The organism is Rossellomorea sp. NPDC071047, from assembly GCF_050270195.1.
Taxonomy (GTDB): domain Bacteria; phylum Bacillota; class Bacilli; order Bacillales; family Bacillaceae_B; genus Rossellomorea.
The window spans coordinates 432648-454280 of sequence record NZ_JBNNJT010000002.1 but is presented as its reverse complement, the minus strand read 5'-3'; the positions used below and the strand labels follow the sequence as shown (position 1 = coordinate 454280).

34 protein-coding genes are annotated in these 21633 nt (G+C 38.0%); 3 read left to right on the top strand and 31 right to left on the bottom strand.

Annotation, left to right across the window (positions count from 1 at the left end):
• Positions 1 to 2: 2 nt before the first annotated feature.
• Positions 3 to 773, top strand: a complete 771-nt coding sequence (locus ACQKFO_RS10165) for an SGNH/GDSL hydrolase family protein (protein WP_427598499.1) — start codon at positions 3 to 5, stop codon at positions 771 to 773.
• A 235-nt stretch (positions 774 to 1008) separates the two neighbouring features.
• Here ACQKFO_RS10165 and ACQKFO_RS10160 read toward each other — a convergent pair whose 3' ends face one another.
• The 8 genes from ACQKFO_RS10160 to ACQKFO_RS10125 form a co-directional block, all read right to left on the bottom strand.
• Positions 1009 to 1620, bottom strand: coding sequence for an HD domain-containing protein (locus ACQKFO_RS10160; RefSeq protein WP_427598498.1), 612 nt, complete (start codon positions 1618 to 1620; stop codon positions 1009 to 1011).
• A gap of 32 nt (positions 1621 to 1652) precedes the next feature.
• A complete protein-coding gene (locus ACQKFO_RS10155) occupies positions 1653 to 2189 on the bottom strand; it encodes a DUF4269 domain-containing protein (protein ID WP_427598497.1) in 537 nt (178 codons plus the stop codon).
• 48 nt (positions 2190 to 2237) lie between these two features.
• Positions 2238 to 2681 carry a pyridoxamine 5'-phosphate oxidase family protein gene (locus ACQKFO_RS10150; protein ID WP_427598496.1) on the bottom strand — a complete coding sequence of 148 codons (444 nt, stop codon included), beginning with the start codon at positions 2679 to 2681 and terminating at the stop codon, positions 2238 to 2240.
• A 29-nt stretch (positions 2682 to 2710) separates the two neighbouring features.
• Positions 2711 to 3049 (bottom strand): hypothetical protein, encoded by a 339-nt coding sequence (locus ACQKFO_RS10145; RefSeq protein ID WP_427598495.1) that lies wholly within the window; start codon positions 3047 to 3049, stop codon positions 2711 to 2713.
• A 45-nt stretch (positions 3050 to 3094) separates the two neighbouring features.
• The gene (locus tag ACQKFO_RS10140) at positions 3095 to 3568 is read right to left on the bottom strand and encodes a GNAT family N-acetyltransferase (RefSeq protein ID WP_427598494.1); all 474 of its coding nucleotides are present in this window, start codon (positions 3566 to 3568) and stop codon (positions 3095 to 3097) included.
• Positions 3569 to 3602: 34 nt separating this feature from the next.
• Positions 3603 to 3746 carry a hypothetical protein gene (locus ACQKFO_RS10135; RefSeq protein WP_427598493.1) on the bottom strand — a complete coding sequence of 48 codons (144 nt, stop codon included), beginning with the start codon at positions 3744 to 3746 and terminating at the stop codon, positions 3603 to 3605.
• A gap of 329 nt (positions 3747 to 4075) precedes the next feature.
• Positions 4076 to 4885: a class I SAM-dependent methyltransferase gene (locus ACQKFO_RS10130; protein ID WP_427598492.1), complete on the bottom strand. Its 810-nt coding sequence runs from the start codon at positions 4883 to 4885 to the stop codon at positions 4076 to 4078.
• 112 nt (positions 4886 to 4997) lie between these two features.
• A complete protein-coding gene (locus tag ACQKFO_RS10125) occupies positions 4998 to 5795 on the bottom strand; it encodes a phosphotransferase (protein ID WP_427598491.1) in 798 nt (265 codons plus the stop codon).
• Positions 5796 to 6257: 462 nt separating this feature from the next.
• Between ACQKFO_RS10125 and ACQKFO_RS10120 the strand changes: the two genes are divergently transcribed.
• A complete protein-coding gene (locus ACQKFO_RS10120; protein ID WP_427598490.1) occupies positions 6258 to 6752 on the top strand; it encodes a GNAT family N-acetyltransferase in 495 nt (164 codons plus the stop codon).
• A gap of 61 nt (positions 6753 to 6813) precedes the next feature.
• Here the strand turns inward: ACQKFO_RS10120 and ACQKFO_RS10115 are convergent, their stop codons facing one another.
• The 21 genes from ACQKFO_RS10115 to ACQKFO_RS10015 all read right to left on the bottom strand — a co-directional run bounded on the left by ACQKFO_RS10115 (position 6814) and on the right by ACQKFO_RS10015 (position 19724).
• Entirely contained in the window at positions 6814 to 7233 is a 420-nt protein-coding gene (locus ACQKFO_RS10115; protein WP_427598488.1) for a VOC family protein, read from the bottom strand.
• Between the two features lie 78 nt (positions 7234 to 7311).
• Entirely contained in the window at positions 7312 to 8109 is a 798-nt protein-coding gene (locus tag ACQKFO_RS10110) for a class I SAM-dependent methyltransferase (protein ID WP_427598487.1), read from the bottom strand.
• Between the two features lie 90 nt (positions 8110 to 8199).
• Positions 8200 to 8445: a hypothetical protein gene (locus ACQKFO_RS10105; protein WP_427598486.1), complete on the bottom strand. Its 246-nt coding sequence runs from the start codon at positions 8443 to 8445 to the stop codon at positions 8200 to 8202.
• A 15-nt stretch (positions 8446 to 8460) separates the two neighbouring features.
• Entirely contained in the window at positions 8461 to 9078 is a 618-nt protein-coding gene (locus tag ACQKFO_RS10100) for an NUDIX hydrolase (RefSeq protein ID WP_427598485.1), read from the bottom strand.
• A gap of 61 nt (positions 9079 to 9139) precedes the next feature.
• Positions 9140 to 9586, bottom strand: a complete 447-nt coding sequence (locus ACQKFO_RS10095) for an NUDIX hydrolase (RefSeq protein ID WP_427598484.1) — start codon at positions 9584 to 9586, stop codon at positions 9140 to 9142.
• A gap of 134 nt (positions 9587 to 9720) precedes the next feature.
• On the bottom strand, positions 9721 to 10470 hold the full coding sequence (locus tag ACQKFO_RS10090) for a phosphotransferase family protein (protein WP_427598483.1): 750 nt from the start codon (positions 10468 to 10470) through the stop codon (positions 9721 to 9723).
• 83 nt (positions 10471 to 10553) lie between these two features.
• On the bottom strand, positions 10554 to 10736 hold the full coding sequence (locus tag ACQKFO_RS10085) for a hypothetical protein (RefSeq protein WP_427598482.1): 183 nt from the start codon (positions 10734 to 10736) through the stop codon (positions 10554 to 10556).
• A gap of 65 nt (positions 10737 to 10801) precedes the next feature.
• Positions 10802 to 11050 carry a DinB family protein gene (locus ACQKFO_RS10080; protein ID WP_427598481.1) on the bottom strand — a complete coding sequence of 83 codons (249 nt, stop codon included), beginning with the start codon at positions 11048 to 11050 and terminating at the stop codon, positions 10802 to 10804.
• 41 nt (positions 11051 to 11091) lie between these two features.
• Positions 11092 to 12036: an MBL fold metallo-hydrolase gene (locus tag ACQKFO_RS10075; RefSeq protein ID WP_427598480.1), complete on the bottom strand. Its 945-nt coding sequence runs from the start codon at positions 12034 to 12036 to the stop codon at positions 11092 to 11094.
• 128 nt (positions 12037 to 12164) lie between these two features.
• Positions 12165 to 12677, bottom strand: a complete 513-nt coding sequence (locus tag ACQKFO_RS10070) for a nucleoside deaminase (RefSeq protein WP_427598479.1) — start codon at positions 12675 to 12677, stop codon at positions 12165 to 12167.
• Positions 12678 to 12770: 93 nt separating this feature from the next.
• On the bottom strand, positions 12771 to 12932 hold the full coding sequence (locus tag ACQKFO_RS10065; RefSeq protein ID WP_427598478.1) for a hypothetical protein: 162 nt from the start codon (positions 12930 to 12932) through the stop codon (positions 12771 to 12773).
• 144 nt (positions 12933 to 13076) lie between these two features.
• Positions 13077 to 13649, bottom strand: coding sequence for a histidine phosphatase family protein (locus ACQKFO_RS10060; protein ID WP_427598893.1), 573 nt, complete (start codon positions 13647 to 13649; stop codon positions 13077 to 13079).
• A gap of 52 nt (positions 13650 to 13701) precedes the next feature.
• Positions 13702 to 14460, bottom strand: coding sequence for an HAD-IIB family hydrolase (locus ACQKFO_RS10055; protein ID WP_427598477.1), 759 nt, complete (start codon positions 14458 to 14460; stop codon positions 13702 to 13704).
• Between the two features lie 26 nt (positions 14461 to 14486).
• The gene (locus ACQKFO_RS10050; RefSeq protein ID WP_427598892.1) at positions 14487 to 15143 is read right to left on the bottom strand and encodes an HAD family hydrolase; all 657 of its coding nucleotides are present in this window, start codon (positions 15141 to 15143) and stop codon (positions 14487 to 14489) included.
• Positions 15144 to 15482: 339 nt separating this feature from the next.
• Positions 15483 to 15905, bottom strand: coding sequence for a FosM family fosfomycin resistance protein (fosM, locus tag ACQKFO_RS10045; RefSeq protein ID WP_427598476.1), 423 nt, complete (start codon positions 15903 to 15905; stop codon positions 15483 to 15485).
• 80 nt (positions 15906 to 15985) lie between these two features.
• Positions 15986 to 16489, bottom strand: coding sequence for a hypothetical protein (locus ACQKFO_RS10040; protein WP_427598475.1), 504 nt, complete (start codon positions 16487 to 16489; stop codon positions 15986 to 15988).
• Positions 16490 to 16750: 261 nt separating this feature from the next.
• Positions 16751 to 17575 (bottom strand): zinc-dependent metalloprotease, encoded by an 825-nt coding sequence (locus ACQKFO_RS10035; RefSeq protein WP_427598474.1) that lies wholly within the window; start codon positions 17573 to 17575, stop codon positions 16751 to 16753.
• 206 nt (positions 17576 to 17781) lie between these two features.
• Positions 17782 to 18153: a VOC family protein gene (locus tag ACQKFO_RS10030; protein WP_427598472.1), complete on the bottom strand. Its 372-nt coding sequence runs from the start codon at positions 18151 to 18153 to the stop codon at positions 17782 to 17784.
• Between the two features lie 73 nt (positions 18154 to 18226).
• Positions 18227 to 19222: an alpha/beta fold hydrolase gene (locus tag ACQKFO_RS10025; protein ID WP_427598471.1), complete on the bottom strand. Its 996-nt coding sequence runs from the start codon at positions 19220 to 19222 to the stop codon at positions 18227 to 18229.
• A gap of 66 nt (positions 19223 to 19288) precedes the next feature.
• Complete coding sequence (locus ACQKFO_RS10020; protein ID WP_427598470.1) at positions 19289 to 19459, bottom strand: hypothetical protein; 171 nt, start codon at positions 19457 to 19459, stop codon at positions 19289 to 19291.
• 61 nt (positions 19460 to 19520) lie between these two features.
• Positions 19521 to 19724, bottom strand: coding sequence for an ATPase (locus ACQKFO_RS10015; RefSeq protein WP_427598468.1), 204 nt, complete (start codon positions 19722 to 19724; stop codon positions 19521 to 19523).
• A gap of 291 nt (positions 19725 to 20015) precedes the next feature.
• On the opposite strand from ACQKFO_RS10015, the gene ACQKFO_RS10010 reads away from it, so the two are divergent.
• A complete protein-coding gene (locus ACQKFO_RS10010) occupies positions 20016 to 20306 on the top strand; it encodes a hypothetical protein (RefSeq protein WP_427598466.1) in 291 nt (96 codons plus the stop codon).
• Between the two features lie 43 nt (positions 20307 to 20349).
• Here the strand turns inward: ACQKFO_RS10010 and ACQKFO_RS10005 are convergent, their stop codons facing one another.
• Positions 20350 to 21003, bottom strand: a complete 654-nt coding sequence (locus ACQKFO_RS10005; RefSeq protein ID WP_427598464.1) for a hypothetical protein — start codon at positions 21001 to 21003, stop codon at positions 20350 to 20352.
• Positions 20996 to 21541, bottom strand: a complete 546-nt coding sequence (locus ACQKFO_RS10000; RefSeq protein ID WP_427598462.1) for a sigma-70 family RNA polymerase sigma factor — start codon at positions 21539 to 21541, stop codon at positions 20996 to 20998. The genes ACQKFO_RS10005 and ACQKFO_RS10000 overlap by 8 nt, the downstream gene beginning before the upstream one ends.
• Positions 21542 to 21633 lie beyond the last annotated feature (92 nt).

The window sequence follows — 21633 nt, the reverse complement described above, 5'->3', positions numbered from 1 at the left end:
AGATGAAAAAATGGATGTGGCAACTATTTATCACCCTTTCACTTGCACTGACCGTCCTATTTGGATATGGATTTGCAAGAGCCTATTCGGATATCGCCAATCCTCCCCAAGAGAAGATCGTAGCAGAATCAGAAGAAGCTCCTGTCACTCCTGGAGAAACGTATATTGCACTTGGCGATTCATTGACAAGGGGGGTAGGGTCATCAAAGGGAGAAGGTTTTGTCCCGCTGGTCGGAAATCCGCTTAAAGAGACCAATACTGTGGAACGGTACCAAAACTTAGGCATACGGGGTGCAAGGATTGAGGATTTACTGGCACAGTTAGAACAAAAGGATGTCAAGAGATCTCTTAAGGACGCTAAAATCATTACCATCACCATCGGGGGAAACAATCTCTTTAATTCTGGTGAGATTTTAAACAACTATTCAGAAGCTACCGCCCTTGGCATTCTGGAAACCGAAATTCCTAACTTGGAAAAAACGTTTGAAACCATTCGTGACATAAATAAGGATGCCGTCATCCTCTATATGGGACTATATAATCCCTTTAAGGAATTGCCGGACGGGGATTCATTTGATTCTGTCATCCAAAAATGGAATGAAGCTGCCCGCACATTAGGCTTAAAATACGAAGTTCAAGTTGTGGATACCTTTAACTTGGTAACGGATGCCAAACGCGATCTTTCAAGTGACAACTTCCATCCAAATGATGCTACTTATCAGCAAATAGCTGAAAGCCTATCACTTGTCATTGAAAAAAACATTATACAATGATCCAAGAAGCCATGGGGACAGGTACCGTGGCTTTTTCTAAATCATGCCATGAAACCTGTTCTTATGCCCTTGGCTTGACTCTCTTCATTCCCCCATAACCATATTCAAAAGGAATGAAGTCATCAAACCAGATATGGATATATACAACGCAGCCAGTCCCATTTTGCTAAGGCTCATACCCCTGTTATTTTGGTACACCATTTTCTATTGTAATTGGAAAGTCAATCAGTTTTCATCAGACTTTTAATTTCTTTGTATCAATCCCGGCTTCCTTTAACTTCAAATCCGCCTCGTCCTCAATTATGTTCTTAAATACCTGAAGCGTCGGGTCAAACTCAACATGCTTATCCATCATGAAACTCATCCCGTGTTCAATCTCTATCCAGGTGGAGATGTCAGCTTCATTATGTTGAATCTGGGCTTCCAGTTTATCCAATGCATTAGCTACTTTAGCTTCATAGGTCTCCTTTTCTTCAAACTCGAACCAAAGATTATATAGCTCTTCTCCTAAAGCATTCCCAAGCATATCTCTCATTCTTTCAATGGATTTTCTCTCATTGATTGCTTTTTGTTCCTTAGCTAATCGATTGTTCATCGTATCGAAAGCCGGGACATCCCCTGCTTCAGCCTCAACCAGATCGTGTATGATGATCATTTTTAATAATTTGGCCGAATCCACCTTCTGCGTTAAGTAAGGTTCGATCAACATCGCCATCAGGGAAACTCTCCACGTATGCTCCGCGACGCTTTCTTGTCTTCCATTTGACAGCCAGCTGTGCCTCATCTCAGATTTTAACTTTTCTCCAAGTTTGATGAGTTCTAGTATATTTAATAGATTTTTCTTCATTTAAGCTCACCTCTTCAATGGATTTCAACAACCTACCCCTTGATAATCCCTTCTTCAACCCCAAACCGAATCAGACCTTCATAAGGATCTCCCGTAATATCAAAAAACTCACAAAATGCCGGTTCTGTCTTATAACCTTGGTTTTTGAGATGTATCACTCTCTGTTTAAGAGCAGGATATTTTTGCAACAGTTCATGTTCAACCATCATATGGAGATAGGCACGTTGCATATGTACCGGTTGGTCTTGGCCAAACAGCTCAAACTCAAAATCTCTAAAGGTAAAATTCGCCTTCACGACTTCTTTTCCATTAATCGTTTTCCTTTTGATTGTAAAGTCATCTTGTTTGTTGTATAACGTTTGGATCAATTCTTCAAATGGCTCTAATTCCTGTACTTCCATAATAATGTCCAGGTCTGAACCCGATATGTTTATGCCAATGGGAAACGTTCCGCATAGAACAGGAGTGTAGGTACTCAATTCGTTCATAATATCCAGTTCCATGAATACCGTATAAGCGTCTTGTTGTTTTTTTGTTCCCATTTGCATTCTTTCAAATAAATCTACCATCGGTACACCACCCTTGCCTGACATTCTTAAAATAGCAAGATATAAAATTTAAATGCTGGGTATAAAAGATTGATCCCTCACAACAACTGTTTCAGGTACAAACTTTATTAAAATATTGCTATCTCCTAACCCCTGAAATCTTGGATCCCACTTCTCTTCTTCTGGTCCAAGATAACGCTGGAGTAACCGTGTGGCGATCGTCTTATCAAAAGGCTCCACCGTAGCTTTCCCTCTGAACCCTGCATGTAATACTTTTCCTGTTGTATGATCCAGATCTACGATACCAATGGCGCACTCCGGGTGTTCTTTGATTCTCCCGGGGAAACTGTCTGAAGATGGTGTGCCGATGATATAGATATGTTCATTTTCCCAGTAAAACCAAACAGGTGACTCTCTCGGACCTTCCTTGGATAATGTAGAAAGGTGCGCAAATAGAGGGTTTGTAAGAAATTCATCCAGATCAAAGCTTTTATTACCATTTATAATTTCCATGTCTATTTCATCCTCTCATTATATAAAACTTACAATGTTTTATAACTTCCTCCCATTGTAGAAGGAGAAAATGTAATTCCGTATTTTCCACCAAGCTCCTGCTCGGCACTTTCCGTTAAAATTTCCCCTTGCCTATTATGTTCCTCTTCCATTTGGATTCCATTTGGAATGATTTTATCTGAATCCCAATCTATCCATTTCCCGTACTTACTCGCCCAATCTATCAATTCTTTCTTTAAATCGTTTGATAACGGGATGTCCTCTAAATCCAAATTACAGCCGCACTCCATACACCAGATAGGATCTGCTCCAACATCCGCTTCCATTTTTAAGTCAAAGGTTTCTTTTTGCTCACAAAAACAACGCATATAATTGAGACACCCCTAGTCATTTAGTGACACTACGCCAGTATTTCAACTTGAACCCAAGTTGTTTATTTTTTTTGTTGTCCATTCATACTGAATTTCCGGTAAATTTTCTTCATTATCATTTCCCCTGCCAATGATAATAAATCCATGCTTTTCATAAAATTGCTGCGCCTTTTGATTTATATCGAATGTATAGAGGGTCAGTCTTCCACTTGAATGTTCTTTTGCTATATTAAGCAATGCTTCACCGATTCCGATTCCCTGATATCCAACATGAATATACAGTTGGCTGATTTCTGTTTTATTATAGGCAATCATGCCGACTACTTTCTCATCGAGTATCGCTATATCGATTCCGAACTGCCCGGGTGATCTATGATTGATGAAATCAACATGATCTTCAAAGCTGTGGATTTCTTTTTGTCCGATAGCCTGCTCCTTGCTTTCTCTCCACATTTTCACGGTCTCTGATGCATACTTGGGATGATACGGGATGATCATATATGGGTGTTGGTTCACATTCAATACCTCCCATTGGGTTTCGTCAAGTCCCTTATTTACTCAACCTTGGTTTACTAAAGTAAGCCCCAATAAACATTAATAACATCGCCGAGAGTATTCCAATTGCTTCCTGGTCAAATAAGATAGAAACAGGGATGGATATCGCTGCAAGCATAAAAAAGATCTTCATTAACATTTTAACTCCTCCTAAAAAAACGTCACGATTGTCATTTCAGTTCCATGTGATACGATCAATGCACACATTCCAATTATTTCAAACCACTTATGTTTTAACAATCCCTATTCCTTTATTAAGAAATTCTCCTCACTTTACTATTATCCTTTGTATTAAAGGAATGACTGTGATACTATATTAACCATCTTGAAATTGACCTCAAGTTTCAATAAGAAAACCCATCCCTAAAACAGGGATGGGTTTTCTTTGTATGTGATGGGACGGTTTCAATGCTTCTAATGTAATGCAAAAAGAAGCACGAGATCGGACGCCATTTAATAATAAGCAGTTTACTTTTTCCTGCCAATGTAAAGCAAGTGAGATGAAATACCAAGAATATAAGGATCTGTTGCACTTTCTATAATTAAATCGATTATTTTCCTTACTTCTTCGTCACCTTTTTCTCTCCAGTAATCCCAGTTGCCATTATTCAAAATCGTTCCTGCATTGGATCCTATCAGCTTGATCGTTTCAAATCCATTTGCTTCCATAAAAGGATTGATGTCTTCTATATTAAAATAATACGCTCCTGTAAAACGTCCTTCATCAGCGTGATTAAAGCAGCCTGATTGGGAAAATTGTAAAATGGTATCCATATCATTGTTTGGCTTCCAATTATCAGGAGATAAGAGCGATGTAAGGATATGTCGAATTCTAGGCATAAAGGCAACAAAGACCAGCCCATCCTTTTTTGTCACTCTATTTAATTCTTGCACTGCCATTACACGGTCATTTTCTTCCTGCAAATGATACATGGGTCCGAGCATTAATGAAGAGTCGAACTGTTCATCTTCAAATAGATTTAGGTCTCTGGCATCTGCTCCATAAAAACCTTCAAATTGGTCGTCTAAGTCAAGTTCTTTCGCTTTATCTTTTGCGATTTCAACTAATCTTGGGGTCAAATCGGTCAGCGTTACCCTATAACCAGCTTTGGCAAGTTCCATTGAATATTTTCCCGGTCCGGCACCATTATCAAGGACATAGCCAGTTTGAGGCATATATTTTCTTATATAATGCCAATTCACCTGGAATTCAACTGGTTCACGTTCAAGTCTTCCCCACTCATCGAACTGATTGTAATACTGAATGATCTTACTCATGTTTTCACCTATATTCCACTTTTTACCTATATATTCTGTGCAACTTCGGTCGAATCCTGCTTAAACTACATACCAAGATATCAAATGATCGTGCCCAATTCTCACCTGACTCTTAAATCCACTCTTCCCCATGTTCACGAATAAACTTTATATCTTTTTGATAATGCTCATGGTGCCCTTCATCGATCATCTTTTGAAAAGCAAGGTCACCCTCACCGGCTTTTCTTTTCATGTATTTACACAATCCTTCCAAGCGCAGCAATACCATCTCCACATAATCTTCTTCCATTCCCTCCATACCGTAGGATTCAAAGAACAATCTGACTCTTTGTTTTATACGGCCCGCATCCTGAGTTGGGTCGTAGTGAACAGCTTCACCCGCTTCGGTATGATAATGCCTGCTTAAAGGAACGCAGGTGTACAGAGTATAAGCGATGTCCCAAAGTCTCGGACCCGGACCGGCAACATCAAAATCAATGATACCTACTGGTTTCTCCTGGTTAAAAATAATATTGTAAATGGCAAAATCATTGTGACATACAACCTCCATGGTAGCTGGGGTATTGTCCATTGGCTGCCATTCATCCGTTAATGGGAAGTCACTCACTGCATCATGGTAATGCCGGAGCATCTTCGCTATTCCTTTTAAAGCAACATCAGACCACATGTATTGTTTTAAAGGATAATTACCGGCTTCACCTGCTATAAATGATAATATCTCTCTATCTTTTTCATCAATTCCTAAAAACTTCGGTGCATAATCGAAACCTTTACGTTCCAAATGCTGCAATAACGTATGGATTTTCACACTATCAGGCTTCAATTCCCGCCTGACCGTATCTCCCGAACGATATACGTATGAGACATTCCCCCCTGATAGCATTTCTTCGTTTTCATTCTGACTTTTCATTTAAATTCCCCCAATTTAGGGACGCTGTGATTGTGTCAATCGAGATGTATTTTTGCCCATAAATAAAAGCAGATATACAAAGGTATCTGCTTGGCAATGGGAATGTAATTGTCCACACCATGTATCCCTTGAATGATTTCAGATAGACAAATAAACGCATCCTTAAGAACCTAGGACCGCCGCTGTCTCTATCCAATTAACTAATCATTTCGAGGTATTCCACATGTGTACTATAGATTCCCCTTTCTTTACATCTCTACATCATAATAACAAATATTGCTAATTATGCACAGAAAATGTTGAAGTTTTCCGATAATTTCTCCGGTAAGCGTAGGGATTTTTCTGTAATTTCTAAACTAACATCAGCAATATCGAGCTAAGAGAAACCAGGGAACAAAAATGGATTGTCTACACTTTCACGATATCATATAATGGAAAATATTACATTCGTTGGAGGTAATCATGACGTCAAATACTATAAGCCCTGCAGTTAAACTAATTGAGTATAATGAACAATACACGGATCAACTATCCAACTTTCACTTACCTGAGGATCAACTAGAATTTACTAGTCTTCCTTTAGAAAAAATCAATCATCCGAAAGTCTCCAAAACTTCTATTCATGTATTAATCATGAGTAATAATGAACCAGTGGGATATTTCGCATTGGAAGATGGGGAAAAGGTTCATAAGTATAGTGATAATCCAAAGGCAAGAATCTTAACATCATTCTCAATTGATTTAAAGTTTCAAGGAAAAGGACTGGCAAAACAAGGACTGAAACTACTTCCTTCGTTTGTGAAAAACGTTCTGCCTGATATCAATGAAGTGGTTCTTGGGGTGAACAAAAGGAACACGGCAGCCATCAACCTCTACATGAAATGTGGTTTCGTAGATGAAAACCAAATATACGAGGGACCTAAAGGACCTCAGCATATTTTACGCTTGGTTATTTAGTTGGGGTTACATTAGCCCCTTTTTGCGTTTTAATAATTATTCGCATCGTGTTTTTCCATTATTACTGCGAAATAAAATACTTCTCCCGGAAAACCGGACTAAGCTCACTCCACACATCAAACTTATTTCCATCCAAATCATAAAAAACAAAATTCCTTCCAGAGTGTCCTCTGTTTTCAATCGTGCCAACCCGTATCCCATTAGTTATAAAATCCCTATGCAGTGTTTCCAACACTTCTAAACCGTTCACTTCAAATGTTAAAGAAAAGCGTTCTTCACCATAAACATCTATGAAATTAGCACTTTGATTTTCTTTTGATTTAACAAGAAAAATGCTTTGGTTTGCAAGATTCAGGATAGCTTTATCTTCATCTTTATAACTTAATGCTGCATCCAATTTATTTATGTACCATTCTGATGAAAGATCCACATTCGTTACTGGAATATAGGTTGTGCCAACCCTTAATAATTTTTCGCTCATTTAAATTCCCTCCTGCAATTAGATATAGTAAACATTCTCTTTCCATATGTGTTTCCCCTGCAGAAATTCCCATATTTTTCATAACCCTTTTCTCCCGATCTTCACTGATAACGTTGATTCCTCTTTATATTCTGCGGATTCACACATATCAAGCCTGGCCTCTCTCACATCACGTTCAAATAATAAGACGTCACTTCCAAGAAAACGTCTAGATCCATAGGATGTGGAGTAAAGGTTTCCTAATAATGACTCAATCGTCCAAGTGATTTCGTATGTCGGTAATGTATGAACTTCAAGGTCAAATTGAGAATGGGAGATGACCTCTTCATGACTGGTAACGGGATGAGCATAGGTTGAATTTCCAGCCTTTCGATCTTTGCCATACCATTTTTCGATCACTTCATTAAACCTTACTTGCCAAGGCTTCAACGATTGATTGGGATCATAATTATCAATGATCGCTACCCCTCCACCAGGAGAAATCATATCAAATAATTCCTCTAATACGTTTGGTCTGTCCATCCAGTGGAAAGCCTTGGCGATCGTCACGAGGTGAAATGGCTCATGATTCTCAAGTCTGTACTGCTCCAAAGCTCCATTGAACCATTGAATCTGACCCATCCTTACTTCCCGGTGGATACGCTTAGCTTCTTCAATCATTTCCGGTTCAACGTCTATACCTACTATTCTATGACACCAATCTGAAAACCTTATGGTAAGCTGCCCTGTGCCGCAGCCTAAATCAAGGAGGTTCTGCTCCCCATTTAAAGAGAACGCTTCAACCAGGAATCGTATCAAAGAAGAAGGATACATCGGTCTGTATTTCGAGTAATATCCTGCAGTGCCTTTAAATAGGTCTTGCCCGTAATTGTTCACTTTTGTGATCCTCCCATCAACTTCAATAGGTATTTAGTGAATCTCTTTTAGCAATCACGCTATAATCTATTCCATGTAAAACAAACCAGCTTAGGCAAACAATATTACAGAGCCAATAACGCAAATGACAAGAATGATACTAAAATATATGTAGTTTTTGTTTACAAAGAGGTAGATTGTTAAGGTTAACGCCAATAATATCCAAATTACATTTTCTACTGTTTCTGATATGACATTGGCAAAAAACATTTCGATTGTTGATATAAATAATGATATTATGAGCATTGTCTTTAAAAATGTGTCCCCTATTTCAACTCCCTTTTGTGTATCTTTCAACTAATCCACCTCCCATTAATCATATACACTCTCTTTATAAGGATCTTTCAAAAATTCAAACAGCATGTGAATCTGAGTCTCTGTATTTCTCCCGATTGACAGCTCCGGTAAATTCTCTTCTTCAAAAAAATGGACTCCTTTTGTTTCGATCCCTCTTCTTGCTTCTCCACCAGTCACCTCACATTGAATAAATATTTTATAGTAATGGTACGGTTGCGAGGGATGGGGATGCTTGTTCATATCGAGCAGTGCGAGTAATTTTACAGGGGTTACATCATATCCAGATTCTTCTCTAATTTCTTTGACGATGTTTTCACTTGGAGACAGACCCACATCACAAAATCCACCTGGCAGAGACCACTTATCATCAACTTTCTCTCTTACCATCAGGATTTTGTCATCCTTGAATACGACACCGCGCACATCTACTTTCGGTGTCTGATAACCTGTTTCGTTCGTAAATAACTCCCTTATTTTCATCATCTCTAAATCCGTGTATTGCTGCATGATTTCGGCACTGATCGTTCGTAATTCTTCATATCTCTCAATATCGTAAACATCCTTTGAGAATGACAGTCCTGATTGAGATAATGCTTGGATCCTTTTTGCCCATTCTAACCATTGATCACTCATCGTTCTTGCACCTCCTTAAACTTTCATACACATAAGTAAGATAACAGACAATCATGACCCCTTACTTCACTCTTCCACTTCCAGAGCCATCTTGTATCTTCTCCTCTGCGCATTTTATGTTTCTCTTTAAATAATCAGGAAGTTCCGGATGGGAAAGAATCTCTGAAGTAGTCATCCAAAATACACCGTCAACTTCTTCAGTGCTTTTTGCGAAAGGTTCACCAGATTTATGATGACACAGAAAAACGATATCAACTACATTGATGCCAGAGTCAGTAATAAAGGAAGAGCTGTTCACATATTCAATACCTGTAACCTCGCTTCCCACTTCTTCGAATATTTCTCTTTGTAAAGTCCTTTCTAATATATCGGATGAGACTCCTTCAAATTCACACTTGCCGCCGACGAGTGAAAGAGAGCCTCCTGCATGTTCCTCCTTCTCGCTTCTCAGGATTAGAAGCCACTTACCATCCCGGTGAATAGCACCTTCTACATTTACAACAAACATATAACAATCCCCCTAATAAGAATGATCCTAATACCCATTATTTCAAAATGCAGCGATCTCCTTGCACAGGAATATATATTTTGATTGATTCCCTTGGGAGTCTAAATTTGCTCTCAAAGATAATACAAAGTTTGTCAAACAGGACAATACCGATTAACAATCTCCAAAAGACGCCCTGGCATTTCTGATGAAACACACTCAGACAATCTTGCCGCAGCTATAATCGACGCCCATTGAAAAATTTCATCTTTAGACAAACCACTTTTCTCACAATATAGACGCATATACATTTCAGCCAATTCCACTGAAAACTGAGAATACAAAAGATACGTTCGATATATGTCAGCACGTATATCCCCTGCACTAGAATCAACCCAGTCGATAATGGTGACGTTATGATCTGACAGTATTAAGTTAAAAAAATGAAAATCCCCATGACAGAGTTTTTCTTCGAAGGTCATTGAATCTAGTTTTTTAGTTAAGGTAGATTTAAGTTTAATATCCAACCCTGGAGCATTTTCTATTTGTCTCCTTAATTTTCCAGACATCGGTTCAATAGAATCCGCTTTGATTTTATGAATTTCCATTTGTATATCAACAGAAATGTTCATATAATATTCCGCTTTTTCCATATTGTCAGTTAAAAGATCCCCTATAGTTCTCCCTTTTATGTGCTCCATGACGATTACCTGTTTACCATCTATTTTGGTTACATCAATTATTTCCGGCACAGAAAGTCCACATGAATAAGCAAACTTTTGCTTATAAGCTTCATTAGTCGATTCTTGATCTGGTAATGAGTCATTAAAAACTTTGAAAATCTTGTTTTCATAAAGATAGACTTTTGCTGTATTTCCGATAGCAAGAGGAGTTCCTAAATTCACTGGTTCTCACTCCTTTCACTTATTTTTTTAGTAAATGGATGCAAAAGAAGCACGGGATGCGTCCAAGCGCTATGTAATTCCCTCTATACCAAGTAACTCTCCAACTCACCTTTTTGACGTACATGATGACGAAAATGCATTCCGACCAAATCATACCATTCCTTTGCATTCAGCCAGCCGAATCCTCCATGTTCACTCTTTTTAGTTGGGTTAATATCATCCACTTTCGTTTCCCAATGCGTCATTCGTTGAATTAATTGTTCCATCCTGCTAATGAGCTCTTCCTTACTGTCTGAATTATTTGGTGGAGAATTAAGATCATCTGGTAACCTTATTTTAATAGGTGGAAACCCTCGGTTATCAAATAATTGCTCACCAAATTTTGTTTTCCCAAGGGGTTGTTCTCATTCAATGCAGCACATTCTTCCATACTATCAAGATACTCATGGGCAACTACAATTAAATGGTCATACATCTGTCCAATTGACCACACCCCTTCTTCCGAAATATATCTTAGCTGTTCTATAGAATAATTGTTAAGGTCACTTTTGAAAGAAATAAGCAGTTTCAAGTCACTCATTTAAATAATTCCTTTCATTTTAGGATTTCTTTCATCACTCTTTAACACTCATAAAATGCATACACTTTAGATAAGTTACCTTTAATCCCATTAACCCCTTTCCATTCAGCATATTCATTAGGTATTTCTAAGTTAGAAACAAACACTTCGAATGGCACGCCATTTCTCACTGCTACTTTCGTATTTTCGATCAAAAAGCATAGATACTTCTCCAGGGTACAAACCAATTCACTTCCCCCTGGATATCCATGGCCAGGCACGACAGTCTCAATATCCAGTAGCTTCACCTTTTTTAGAATGGCATAAAATTCTTCCGGATCATCAATCGGTAAATGCAAATCTACGGTTACCAGATCACCCATGAACCCAACCTTTTCTTGCGGTAAGTACAGAAATGTGTCACTGGGGGTGTGGCCACCTCCAAAACAATGCAGTTCAACCTTTCTTTTTGAGCCTTCAATCACCATCTTTTCTTCAAAAAGAAAGGTTGGGAGCACGAGCTTCATAGTAGGTAAGTCTTTTAGAATGGCTGTCATCTCCTTATATTGATTGGTGAGACTTGAATTCAAGACACCATCTGTAGTTAAAACAATTTGCTTTCCCAGTTTATTCAAATAGTCTTCCGTTTCTTCTATTTCTTTCTTCAAATCTACTATCATATTTTTCTCTTCAAACCATTTCCTTGTTAAAGAAGTGGAAATAATCGCTGTATCAGAAAACGCTTGATTTCCAAATACATGATCTCCGTGATAATGACTGTTGATCAGGTACTTCACTTTTTTCCCAGTCAGCTCTTCGGCCTGCTGCCTCAACTCATACCCAGCGGAAGGAGTGGCAAGTGAATCGAACACCAGCAAATTCTCCCCCAAGTCAACGATACCGGCATTACTCCATGCGCCTTTGCCCGGCTTAGCGATAGCTGCATAGACTCCGTCACATAAGGCGTACAAACTAAAATAGTCAGTGTCTTTTATATTCTTTTTCACTGTTCTCACCCTCAGGAACTATAGTGGTTGCGACGTTATTACTTAATTCCAATTATTTCAAATCAAAGATAGAAACTCAATAACTAATTCCCATAAAAAAGAAGCTTACCCTATTGCGGATAAGCCCCCTATTCTGCAATATTAGCTTTTCGTAAGTTAGTAACATGATTAGGATTGGTTAACCATTTACTCATTAGTTCCATTTGCTTCTGTTTCAAGTCACCATAAGGTTCTTCAATAGCTTCAATTTCATGAAATTTCTTTTCAAATATATTAGTATCGTTGATTTTTTTATAACCGCCAAAGCCTAAATCATCGTTTAGTAACCAAACTACTTTTTTTATATTGGCAAAAAGTATTCCACCCGTGCACATTGGACAAGGTTCCAATGAAGTGTATATTGTAAACTTCTCACGGTTGACTTTCGCTTTAAATATTGATTTGCCGGCATTACGAATAGCGTCAATTTCAGCGTGGGCAGTCGTATCTTGTTGCGAATGAACCCTATTACGCCCTTTTGCAATGATGTTCTGATTTTCATCCACGATGACAGCCCCAACAGGATATGTATTCTCACTCAATGCTTTTTCTGCTTCTTCAAGAGCCAACTCTAAAAAATATCTATCTTTTTTCATGGTCATATTTCTCTCCCTATATTCGGTTCTTGCCGCTTATTATTGATTATGTAATCTTAATTCTTTCCCTTTTTGATGAACAAAGTTGCTGCCGTATTCTCAACTGGATTTTGTAACAGGCTTCATTAGACAAGACATGAGAGAAACCAATAAACCGACAAATGAAACAACAAGTCCAAATGTCGTTGCTCCTCCACTCGAAGTTAGAATAAGTGCGATTCCAAATAGGGATATAGAGATGCCTAAAAGTGATAATCTCAAATTGGAAAACCTCCAAATAATTTAGTAGTGCAGCATATGTAATTCCATTCAATTAACCTGTCTTTTAACTGAACAGTTAATATCACCGGGGATTAACTTCCCGGTCTTCCGTTCATCCCCCACTTCAATAACAAGATTATCACCTTAATCTAAACACCATAACCTTTGAACATTCACTAACTCTTTCTCTTTAAATTCCATCCTATAAATATCAGGCTTGGATGTGCTATATAAAAAATCCAAGTCATACTTACTATTGAAATATCCCATCATCAAGGTCATAACAGCCCCGTGAGATCCTATTACAATACGTTTATCTTTATATGTTTCCAATAGTTCTTTTAAAACGTTAATTGCCCTTATTAGACAATCAGCATTTGATTCTGCTCCTTCTAAAGCGTAACTTGATTCCCCAAACGACTTCTCCAACAGCGGAACCAATTCCTTATCAGAAATTCGATTATCTTCAGAAGAAAAGATCCTCTCTTTTAAATCTTCATATACGATAACTTCCTGTCCTATTTGTTCAGCTGCCTTTTCGACAGTTAAGATGGAACGTAGATAGGGGCTTGAAACAACTGCGTCAATCTTCTCATCTTTCAATAGTTCAGTTACCCGCTTAGCATCCAATTGACCTTTTGGAGTCAACCCTCTTGTTCGTTCATTTCCTTCCTTTGGTGACTCACCGTGTCTCACCATATAAACAAACGTACTCATCATGTATTTACCTCCACTAAAGTTCGATTACGATGCACTAGCAGAATGTGGATCAACTTTCCAGCAACAGTCCTCTTTGTTGATATGATTCACTGATTTCTTTTATTTTGAAAGGAACATCCTCAATCCCAATGAAAGTGGATGCAAATTCTTTTATTGGATGTTGCCCTACACAAACACTGTACTTTGCGTTTTGAAAGAGTTCTAAATCATTTTGGTCATTTCCGAATGCAATAAACTCTCCTGGAAGTATGCCTAATTTTCTCAGCCCCTCTACTTTATGTATTCCTGACGGGCTTATATCCATTAACTCTTCATTCCCGTGTTCGTATACTTGTACAGATAGCTTCTCCAGTTGTTGTTTGACGGCTTGATCTCTTGTAAATAATACGATTTTCGTGATCTTTGATAATTGAGCCAATGGCTGATTGACAGCACGCTTTTCAGGATCAAGATTACGGAATATAGGATGATGACGATCGCCTGTGTAGCTGTAATCCCAATCACCGTCTATCAAATAGGTTAGACGGTTTGTTTCTATAATTTGTTTAATTTCATCTACTGTTTCTGCAGCGAAAGCCCGGGTCTTAATCTCCCCATCTGCATACGTAAAGGCACCATTCCCACCAACCATCCGAAAATGCCGGAATTCTTGAGGGATAACGGGTAATAAATCACGAATCGGCCTGGCTGAAGCAAAAATGACTTCGTGTCCCTGTTGCTTACAAACGTTTAATGCATCACATATCTCCTGGCTCAACGGTTTTCCTTTAAAACAAATCGTTCCATCTAAATCGAATACAAAAATCATCGTTTATCACCTCAGGCGTGTTGGCATTATGTAATGTAGCTTATTAAGCTCTCAAAAGAATCGATCTCGGCATATGGTTGGATATCGGTATCATTCTTGATCCTGTTTGGGTTGAACCATATGCCCTTAATATTTGAATGTTGACAGCCTGCAATATCCTTTTCTAAGTCATCACCTACTAATAAGGCATCTTCCGGTTGCACATTCAGCTTACTTAATGCTAATTCAAATATACGTTTGTCTGGTTTACTCATTCCCGCTTCTTCAGAAATAATGATTGTGTCAAAATAATGATTCAACCCGGTGTTCATTATTTTCGCTTTTTGTCTCTGAGTGGATCCGTTTGTTATAATGCCTACTCTAACGTGCTGTGTTAGAGTATTTACGATAGTAATAGTATGTTCGCTGATAGAAAAACAACGAGGAAAATGATGATTCCAAAAATCTTGAATGTCATGGCGAGGCAATCTATAATGCGGTGGGAACTCATCAAATAATGATTCCAAAACGTTTATTTTATTGTTATCGCCATAGCTTCCTTTATCATATTCTTTGAACCTATGCAACATTTCATTTTTTGATGGATGTTGAACATCCTCATAACACTTTTCTAAAACAACCGAAAACATTTGATCTACTGCCTGATCCCTGTTAAGCAAGGTATCATCCAGATCGAATAGGATTGCTTTATATTTACTCAAATAAATTCACCGCCTTTTAGAATGTCTTTTATCAGCCGCACTTAGTATCAATAAAATAGCAAAAAAATAAACTACGCTTCCTATAATCATCTTTGTACTATTACCTAATGGGATTAAAAATGACATGAAAAATATAAATAAGGGACTAAATAATATTAAAGCTAGGCCTATTGTAAAGGCCACTTTCTCAGGTATTGCTTGAATTTTATTTAACAGTATTTTCACCTTCTCAAATAATATCTGTCTACTTATTAATCTAGATCAAAATTAAGAGTTTTCGAAGAACCATAGTACAATGACGGTGATTAATAGACCACTCTTTTAGTCAAAAAACTTCATATGTGACTTCTCTTCTCTATAATAATCCAATCTGTCTTGCAATGTACCTGTATGAAATTCAAGTTTATGCCCATCCGGGTCCGTGAAATAGATGGACTTTTTATCTCTTTCATCTCTCGGACGACCTGATAAGACATTTACATGTAATCTCTTTAGCTTGTCATACATACTGTCAAAATCCTTTTCTTCGATGGAAAAGGCAATATGGGTGTAAGATTGGTGTATTTCATTGCGGGGGATGTCTTTCTCTACATTAAGGGCGAACCACATTCCCTGTACATCCAAGTAAGCCGTATTTCTACCTTTTACGAATATTTTCGCATCAAAAACTTTTTGATAAAACTCAATGGACGTTTCTAAATCAGAAACTGAAAATAGTAAATGATTGAGCCCTTTGATTGGCATTCTTTCACCTCAAGAAAGCGTCGGGACGTTTTCAAAGCTTCCTAAGACGTCCCTGCGCGCCAGTATTATTTCTCTCATTTTTACTGTTCCATTTTCTCTAATAAACCATCATCATTCATATTTCGAATGGTAACAATCTTGCCATCGTCATTGAGGTTCATTCTTGCTGTGATCGTAGCAGTGTTAGTTTGACCATCTTTCATGTAATCCACTTCAACTTCATAATCGTATGCATGGTCTTGATCCTTTTGTATATCAATATTTGTTGGTTTCAATTGATACCCATTTTCATATGCAACTCTTTGAAATAACAAAATGTGATTAGTATTGATCATATCTTCCCAATTCATCACCAGCGGACTATAGTTTTCTTTTACATACTCTTCTAATTTAGGCGGAAATGCACCCTCTTGTTCGAGAGCATGTGTTAGTTCATCAGTAGGTCCGGTGAATTCTTTCTCCAAAAAAGTTTGGATGGTTTTCACATTCTCATCATTGTCCTTTGGAGAGCTACATCCTGCGGCCAAAATAATGACAGACGCTATGACGAATAAGTTCATGGTTATGCCCATTATTTTTTTCATAGTCCCAACCTCCTCCGTAATCAACTTTACGTACAAAGTTGGTAAAAGTTTCAATTTTTTTCGGAATTCATGGTGTTAATATCTTTGAAAAAGTATTCCTCCATTAACTTTCCCAAATGTTGGTCACTGACCCTGGGTGCAACCTTGAATATTTCTTCAAATTATATATAGAACAATAAAACTACTAATCTACTATTATCCTGTAAAAAATATAGGTCCATAAGAAAACCTCTCTCAAAAATGAGAGAGGTTCTATATTGTTTACTGACCATACCAAACCTTATTATTCTGAATCTGTGTATTATGTGCTGGGTGCCAGTAATCTACTGAATAAGAGTAATCGTAATTCATAACGCATCGAATCCCGCTACCTTGTGCATCATGTCCAAGCCCGTAGTTATGTGAGAATTCATGCTGAGCTGCTTTAGAGGTGTTTGTTACACCTTGATCTAAGTTAACGCTAAATGCTGTTCCAGGATCTGAAGAATAAACGTAAGCTATTCCTCCAGCATCAAAGTTAGCATCCTTTGAGAAACCTACTACAAAGTCGTAACTGTAACCCGACCAATCCCGACTTAAATCGGATAAGATTTGTGAGCTGTTTCCACCTTGTGATGTCCAATTTCCTACTGCCTGTACTTGGAAGTCTATTCCGTGGTCTCTGATAAATGCATCATCTGCATTTTCGACGATTTGTTGTACTCTGCTTTGCCAGTCACTATATGTACCTCGATATTCTTCATCCGCTACCGCTAATACAGTTACTGTTTTGGTTGCTTGAGCTTTGAACTCTTTATTTTGTTGTGCATTCTTTGAAGAGAATGTACTTTTAGTCGTTTTTACATCTTTCACATTACCCTTTTGATCTAACTCTACTACTTTAGTAGACTTCTCGATTTTAGCAGGACCTTTATCAGGTGCAAATTCCTTGGCTTTTGGTAATGAATCGATGTAAGTAGTGGCTGGTGCTGCGTGGTCATGATCGTGATGTTCCAGTCCTGTTGGCTGTACCTTTGCAAGTCCAATGGCAGGTGCGATACAAATGGATAAAGCTAAAGTAGTTGAAGCAATTTTTTTCAAGTTCATAAAGAACCCTCCTTTTTTGGTATACGTAACAAATTCGGGGGATTCTTCCTAATACCTTTTAATCAGAGGTTGAGAAAGTTCAGGTTAAAAGTCCTGTGCACATTCGAGGTAATTCTACTAAATTGGTGAAAATTTTCATGATTTCTCTACTATTTTTAGATTTGAGTTTAGTAGATATTAATCAGTTGGAAATTTCCATAATAATTTCACCAGTGCACTTGGAGTTTATTACCATTTGGATCATAAAAGTGAAAAAAGGCATGGCCATTATCTTCTTTTATTTCCTCGACCTTAACTTGATTATCCATTAAGTGTTGATGAAATTCAGTTAATTCCGGACTTGTAAAGCCAATGCTAAATTCTTGTTCATTATCAATTGTAAAATGGGCAAATGTTTCATCTTTGGTAGGAACTAAGATAAGTAAGAAAGGTCCTTCATTTACTTTTATTATCGCAAGTTCCTCCGTAATGTTTACTAACTGGAGCCCTAATACATCTCTATACCATTGTGCAGACAGCTCTAAATCTTTTACAGGAATTCGAATATAATGTACTTGGTCAATAAATGATTTACTCATATGCTTCTCTCCTTTGTTTTATTTGGTATATCAAATAGTTCCCTTTCTGTATACCTTTTTCCTTCCAATCCCATTACCTTCCCACCTCATTCTGAATATCCAACACAGCTTCTACAATAACTTTCGGTTGGTCATACATGACTGCATGGCTCGTGTTGGGCACAGAAATGTAGTCACTGTTCGTTGAAAGTCCTGCTAGTTGCTCCTGAGCATTTATCCATTTCTCATTGATTTCATTCTCTTGTTGTTCTGAAAATCCTAATGCTGCCGCTTGACTCTCAACTTCTTCGGGGGTGATGATTGTTAAAGGTTTATCGTTTAGTGATTGTATCTTATTAAGTAATTCGACATTCTCAGGGATTTGTTGAATTTCTTCATCCAATGCCTTGAAAAATGGTCCATCATATTGAACATGGGCATACTTTTCTTTAGATATAAAATCAGGCATTCCCGCCAACGTGTTTTCCCCGAATAATCGAGTAACTCCAAGTCTTGAAAGGATTCTATTATACATTTGGTCTTGTGAACTAAAGAACTTTTCATTGTATGCCGGGGCAGCCTCTTTAAAAAATTCGTTCCGTGAGTCTATGAGAATCAAACCCGCCACCTTTTCCGGGTATCGGTCAGTGAAATGACGCGCATAAACACCACCGACTGAGTGACCTATTAATATGAAAGGTGTATCAATTTTGGTTTCTTTTAATATAGTGTTTAGATCTGTGATCGTTGTATCAAGTGCAAAACCATTACTTGGCGGATCACTCCACCCGTACCCTGCACGATCATAAGTAAGAACCTGGGTATACTGGGATAGTTCTTCTTGAACATGAGACCAATCATAAGACCAGTTACCCGTTCCCGTTTCAATTACAACAGGTGGAAGATCGGTTTTATCTCCTTTTACATTTACATGAATCTCTCTATCTCCAATATCAATCATTACTCCATCTGGGGGAAAATTGGCTTCTGCATTTCGATAACTGACCAATTCGTAAATCCATCCAGATAAGGGTATGATAATAAGCACACACAACAAGACTAACCCTATCGTTTTTAACTTTCTTTTCATCAAATAATTCCTCTCTATTAACTCATTAAAGGTTTCCACACGTATACTATTTGCTTATCAAGAAAATCATGTGAAACGTTTACCCCTATACAAAGCGTATCCTGTAATGAACGTAACTAGTATTAATACAAATGCACTTACCAGTTTGTTTAGTCCGTAATGACTCTCAACACCATCCAAGATACCAGAATAGATCCCTGCCATGATCGCAGTTAGCATTAACTTGCCTGATCCCATATCCTTCCTCCTTATCAAAATCACTAAATGTTAAACACCATACATATATTAAAATAAACACCTATTCCAGAGACTTGGATTTCATAATCCGGTCACCAACAATCGCCACTATCACTCCAACAACGATTGGCAGCAGGGCAATTTCAGTGTTTGAGAGTGAAATGCGAAATATAAGGAAATCGATATTTCCTACAAAGCCAATTACATATAGCAATACCATCGTTCCAATTGCAGCAATGAGCGTCAGACATAAGGATCTAGACACAACTCCACCTCGATTCTCTCTATTCGTAAGAGGGGCATTATTTTCACACCTCTATCTTTCAACCTAATACCAATTATTCCAAATTTTCCAACATTAAACAATATTATATTTTCACTTTAACGGATGTAATAAATATAAAAATATTAATACGCCAATAAGAATCATAGAGATATCTTCCTATTCAGTGGTCATTACTCCCGATCAATAGAGAATTAGACCTAATCCTAATATTGATATTTGTAGTATGATCGACTATACAATTACATTTATTAACAAAAGGGGGTGGCAATAGTGATAGGTTTCCTTCAATGTTCAGTAAAGTATGTGGTTGCATTTTCACTGGTTCTATCTGCTGGTGCTGCCGTAGGGGAGACACAGACATTCGCAGCGGAGAATGATGGTACAAAGGTTGTAGAAGATGGTGGCGGTCAAGGGGGAGTCACCTGGATGGAGAGTTACAGGAGAGTTTCAGGCAGTTATTTCATCATCATGTATCGAAGTGCAAACGGCGGAAATCAGTGGAAAGAAGTGACCTATAACAAGTACGGAAACATCGTTAAGGTTTTGTATGGAACATATTAAGGGGAAAGGATGATGGATCTGTATCCATCATCCTTTTCTTTGATTAACGAAACGACTCCGCCATCTTGATCATGTCTTTTTTGGACAAGGTGACTTCAGATCCCCCTGGAAAGTATTCCATTTCGTATTTAATGGTACCCCCTTCAATCCATGTCAGGTGACTGACCTTTGCCGGACCTTCAGACTCGAAATAGCTACCTTTGGATTGTCCGACTTTCACTTCGTCCTGGGACAATGTAAGATTGGAATCAGCTTCAATGGATTGAAACGTCAGTTTGATCGTTTGCTTTTCCTTTCCCAACAAGGTGACTACCTCTTTCTTTCCTAATGGATCCTCACCTGTTTCCGTCGTGACCTTCTCTACTTCAAATGGAGCCTTCGTGAGGAACTTGAATTCTGCGCCAAGGGATTCAGGACGATCTTCAGCCTCGTATTGATAAAAAGGTGCACTGGCGTTATTTCCGTCAAACAGTCCCAATTGGGTTCCACCGAAATAAACGAATAAAGAAAGGCATGCGGCAACGAATATAAAGGACATCAACGGAGCGAATACCGGTTTTTTATTGAATAAAAAGGATTTGGATGAAGGTTTCGAATGAATCTCATTCAGAATGTTCTCCCTCATTTTATTGGTAAAACCATGCCCTTTGAAGGTTTCTTCTTTCATCAGACCACGCAAACGTTTAAGCTCATCCATTTTTATACACCTCGTTCCGTTTAATCGTTGAACCGAGCAGCGCTTTTCCTCTTGTTAGTCTGGTCTTCACGGTATTGGTGTTCAAATCCATACATGCCCCGATTTCAGATAGCTTCATTTCTTCAAAATAATAGAGAAAGATGACCTCCCGATACTTGATGGGAAGGGACAATACGCTCTGGATGAGCTCAGAATTCTTTTCCTTCTCGATCACGGTTTGTTCCGGTGCACCCATCTTTCCTTTGACCATGTCATTGATTTTATTCGATATACTGACCATACGCGTATCCCACCGTCTTAAATAATCCTTGCAGTGATTGACGGCCACGCTGATGATCCATGTTTTAAGGGTGGAATCCTCGCGAAAGGTATCCATCTTTTGATAAAACTTAATGAAGATCTCTTGGGTCAGATCTTCCGCCAGGCTATGTTCCTTCACATAGGAATAGACGATGTAATACACATCATTTCCGTATTCCGTCATGGCTTTCTCTAGTAGTCGATCTTTCTCGGATTTAGAAATAGTTCCGGATTTCAAACACTCACCTGCTTTGTATGTATCTTCACTAAATAAGACGTTATTACTATAGAAAAAGTTTGGATTTTTTTATCATTTGTCAAAAAAACACG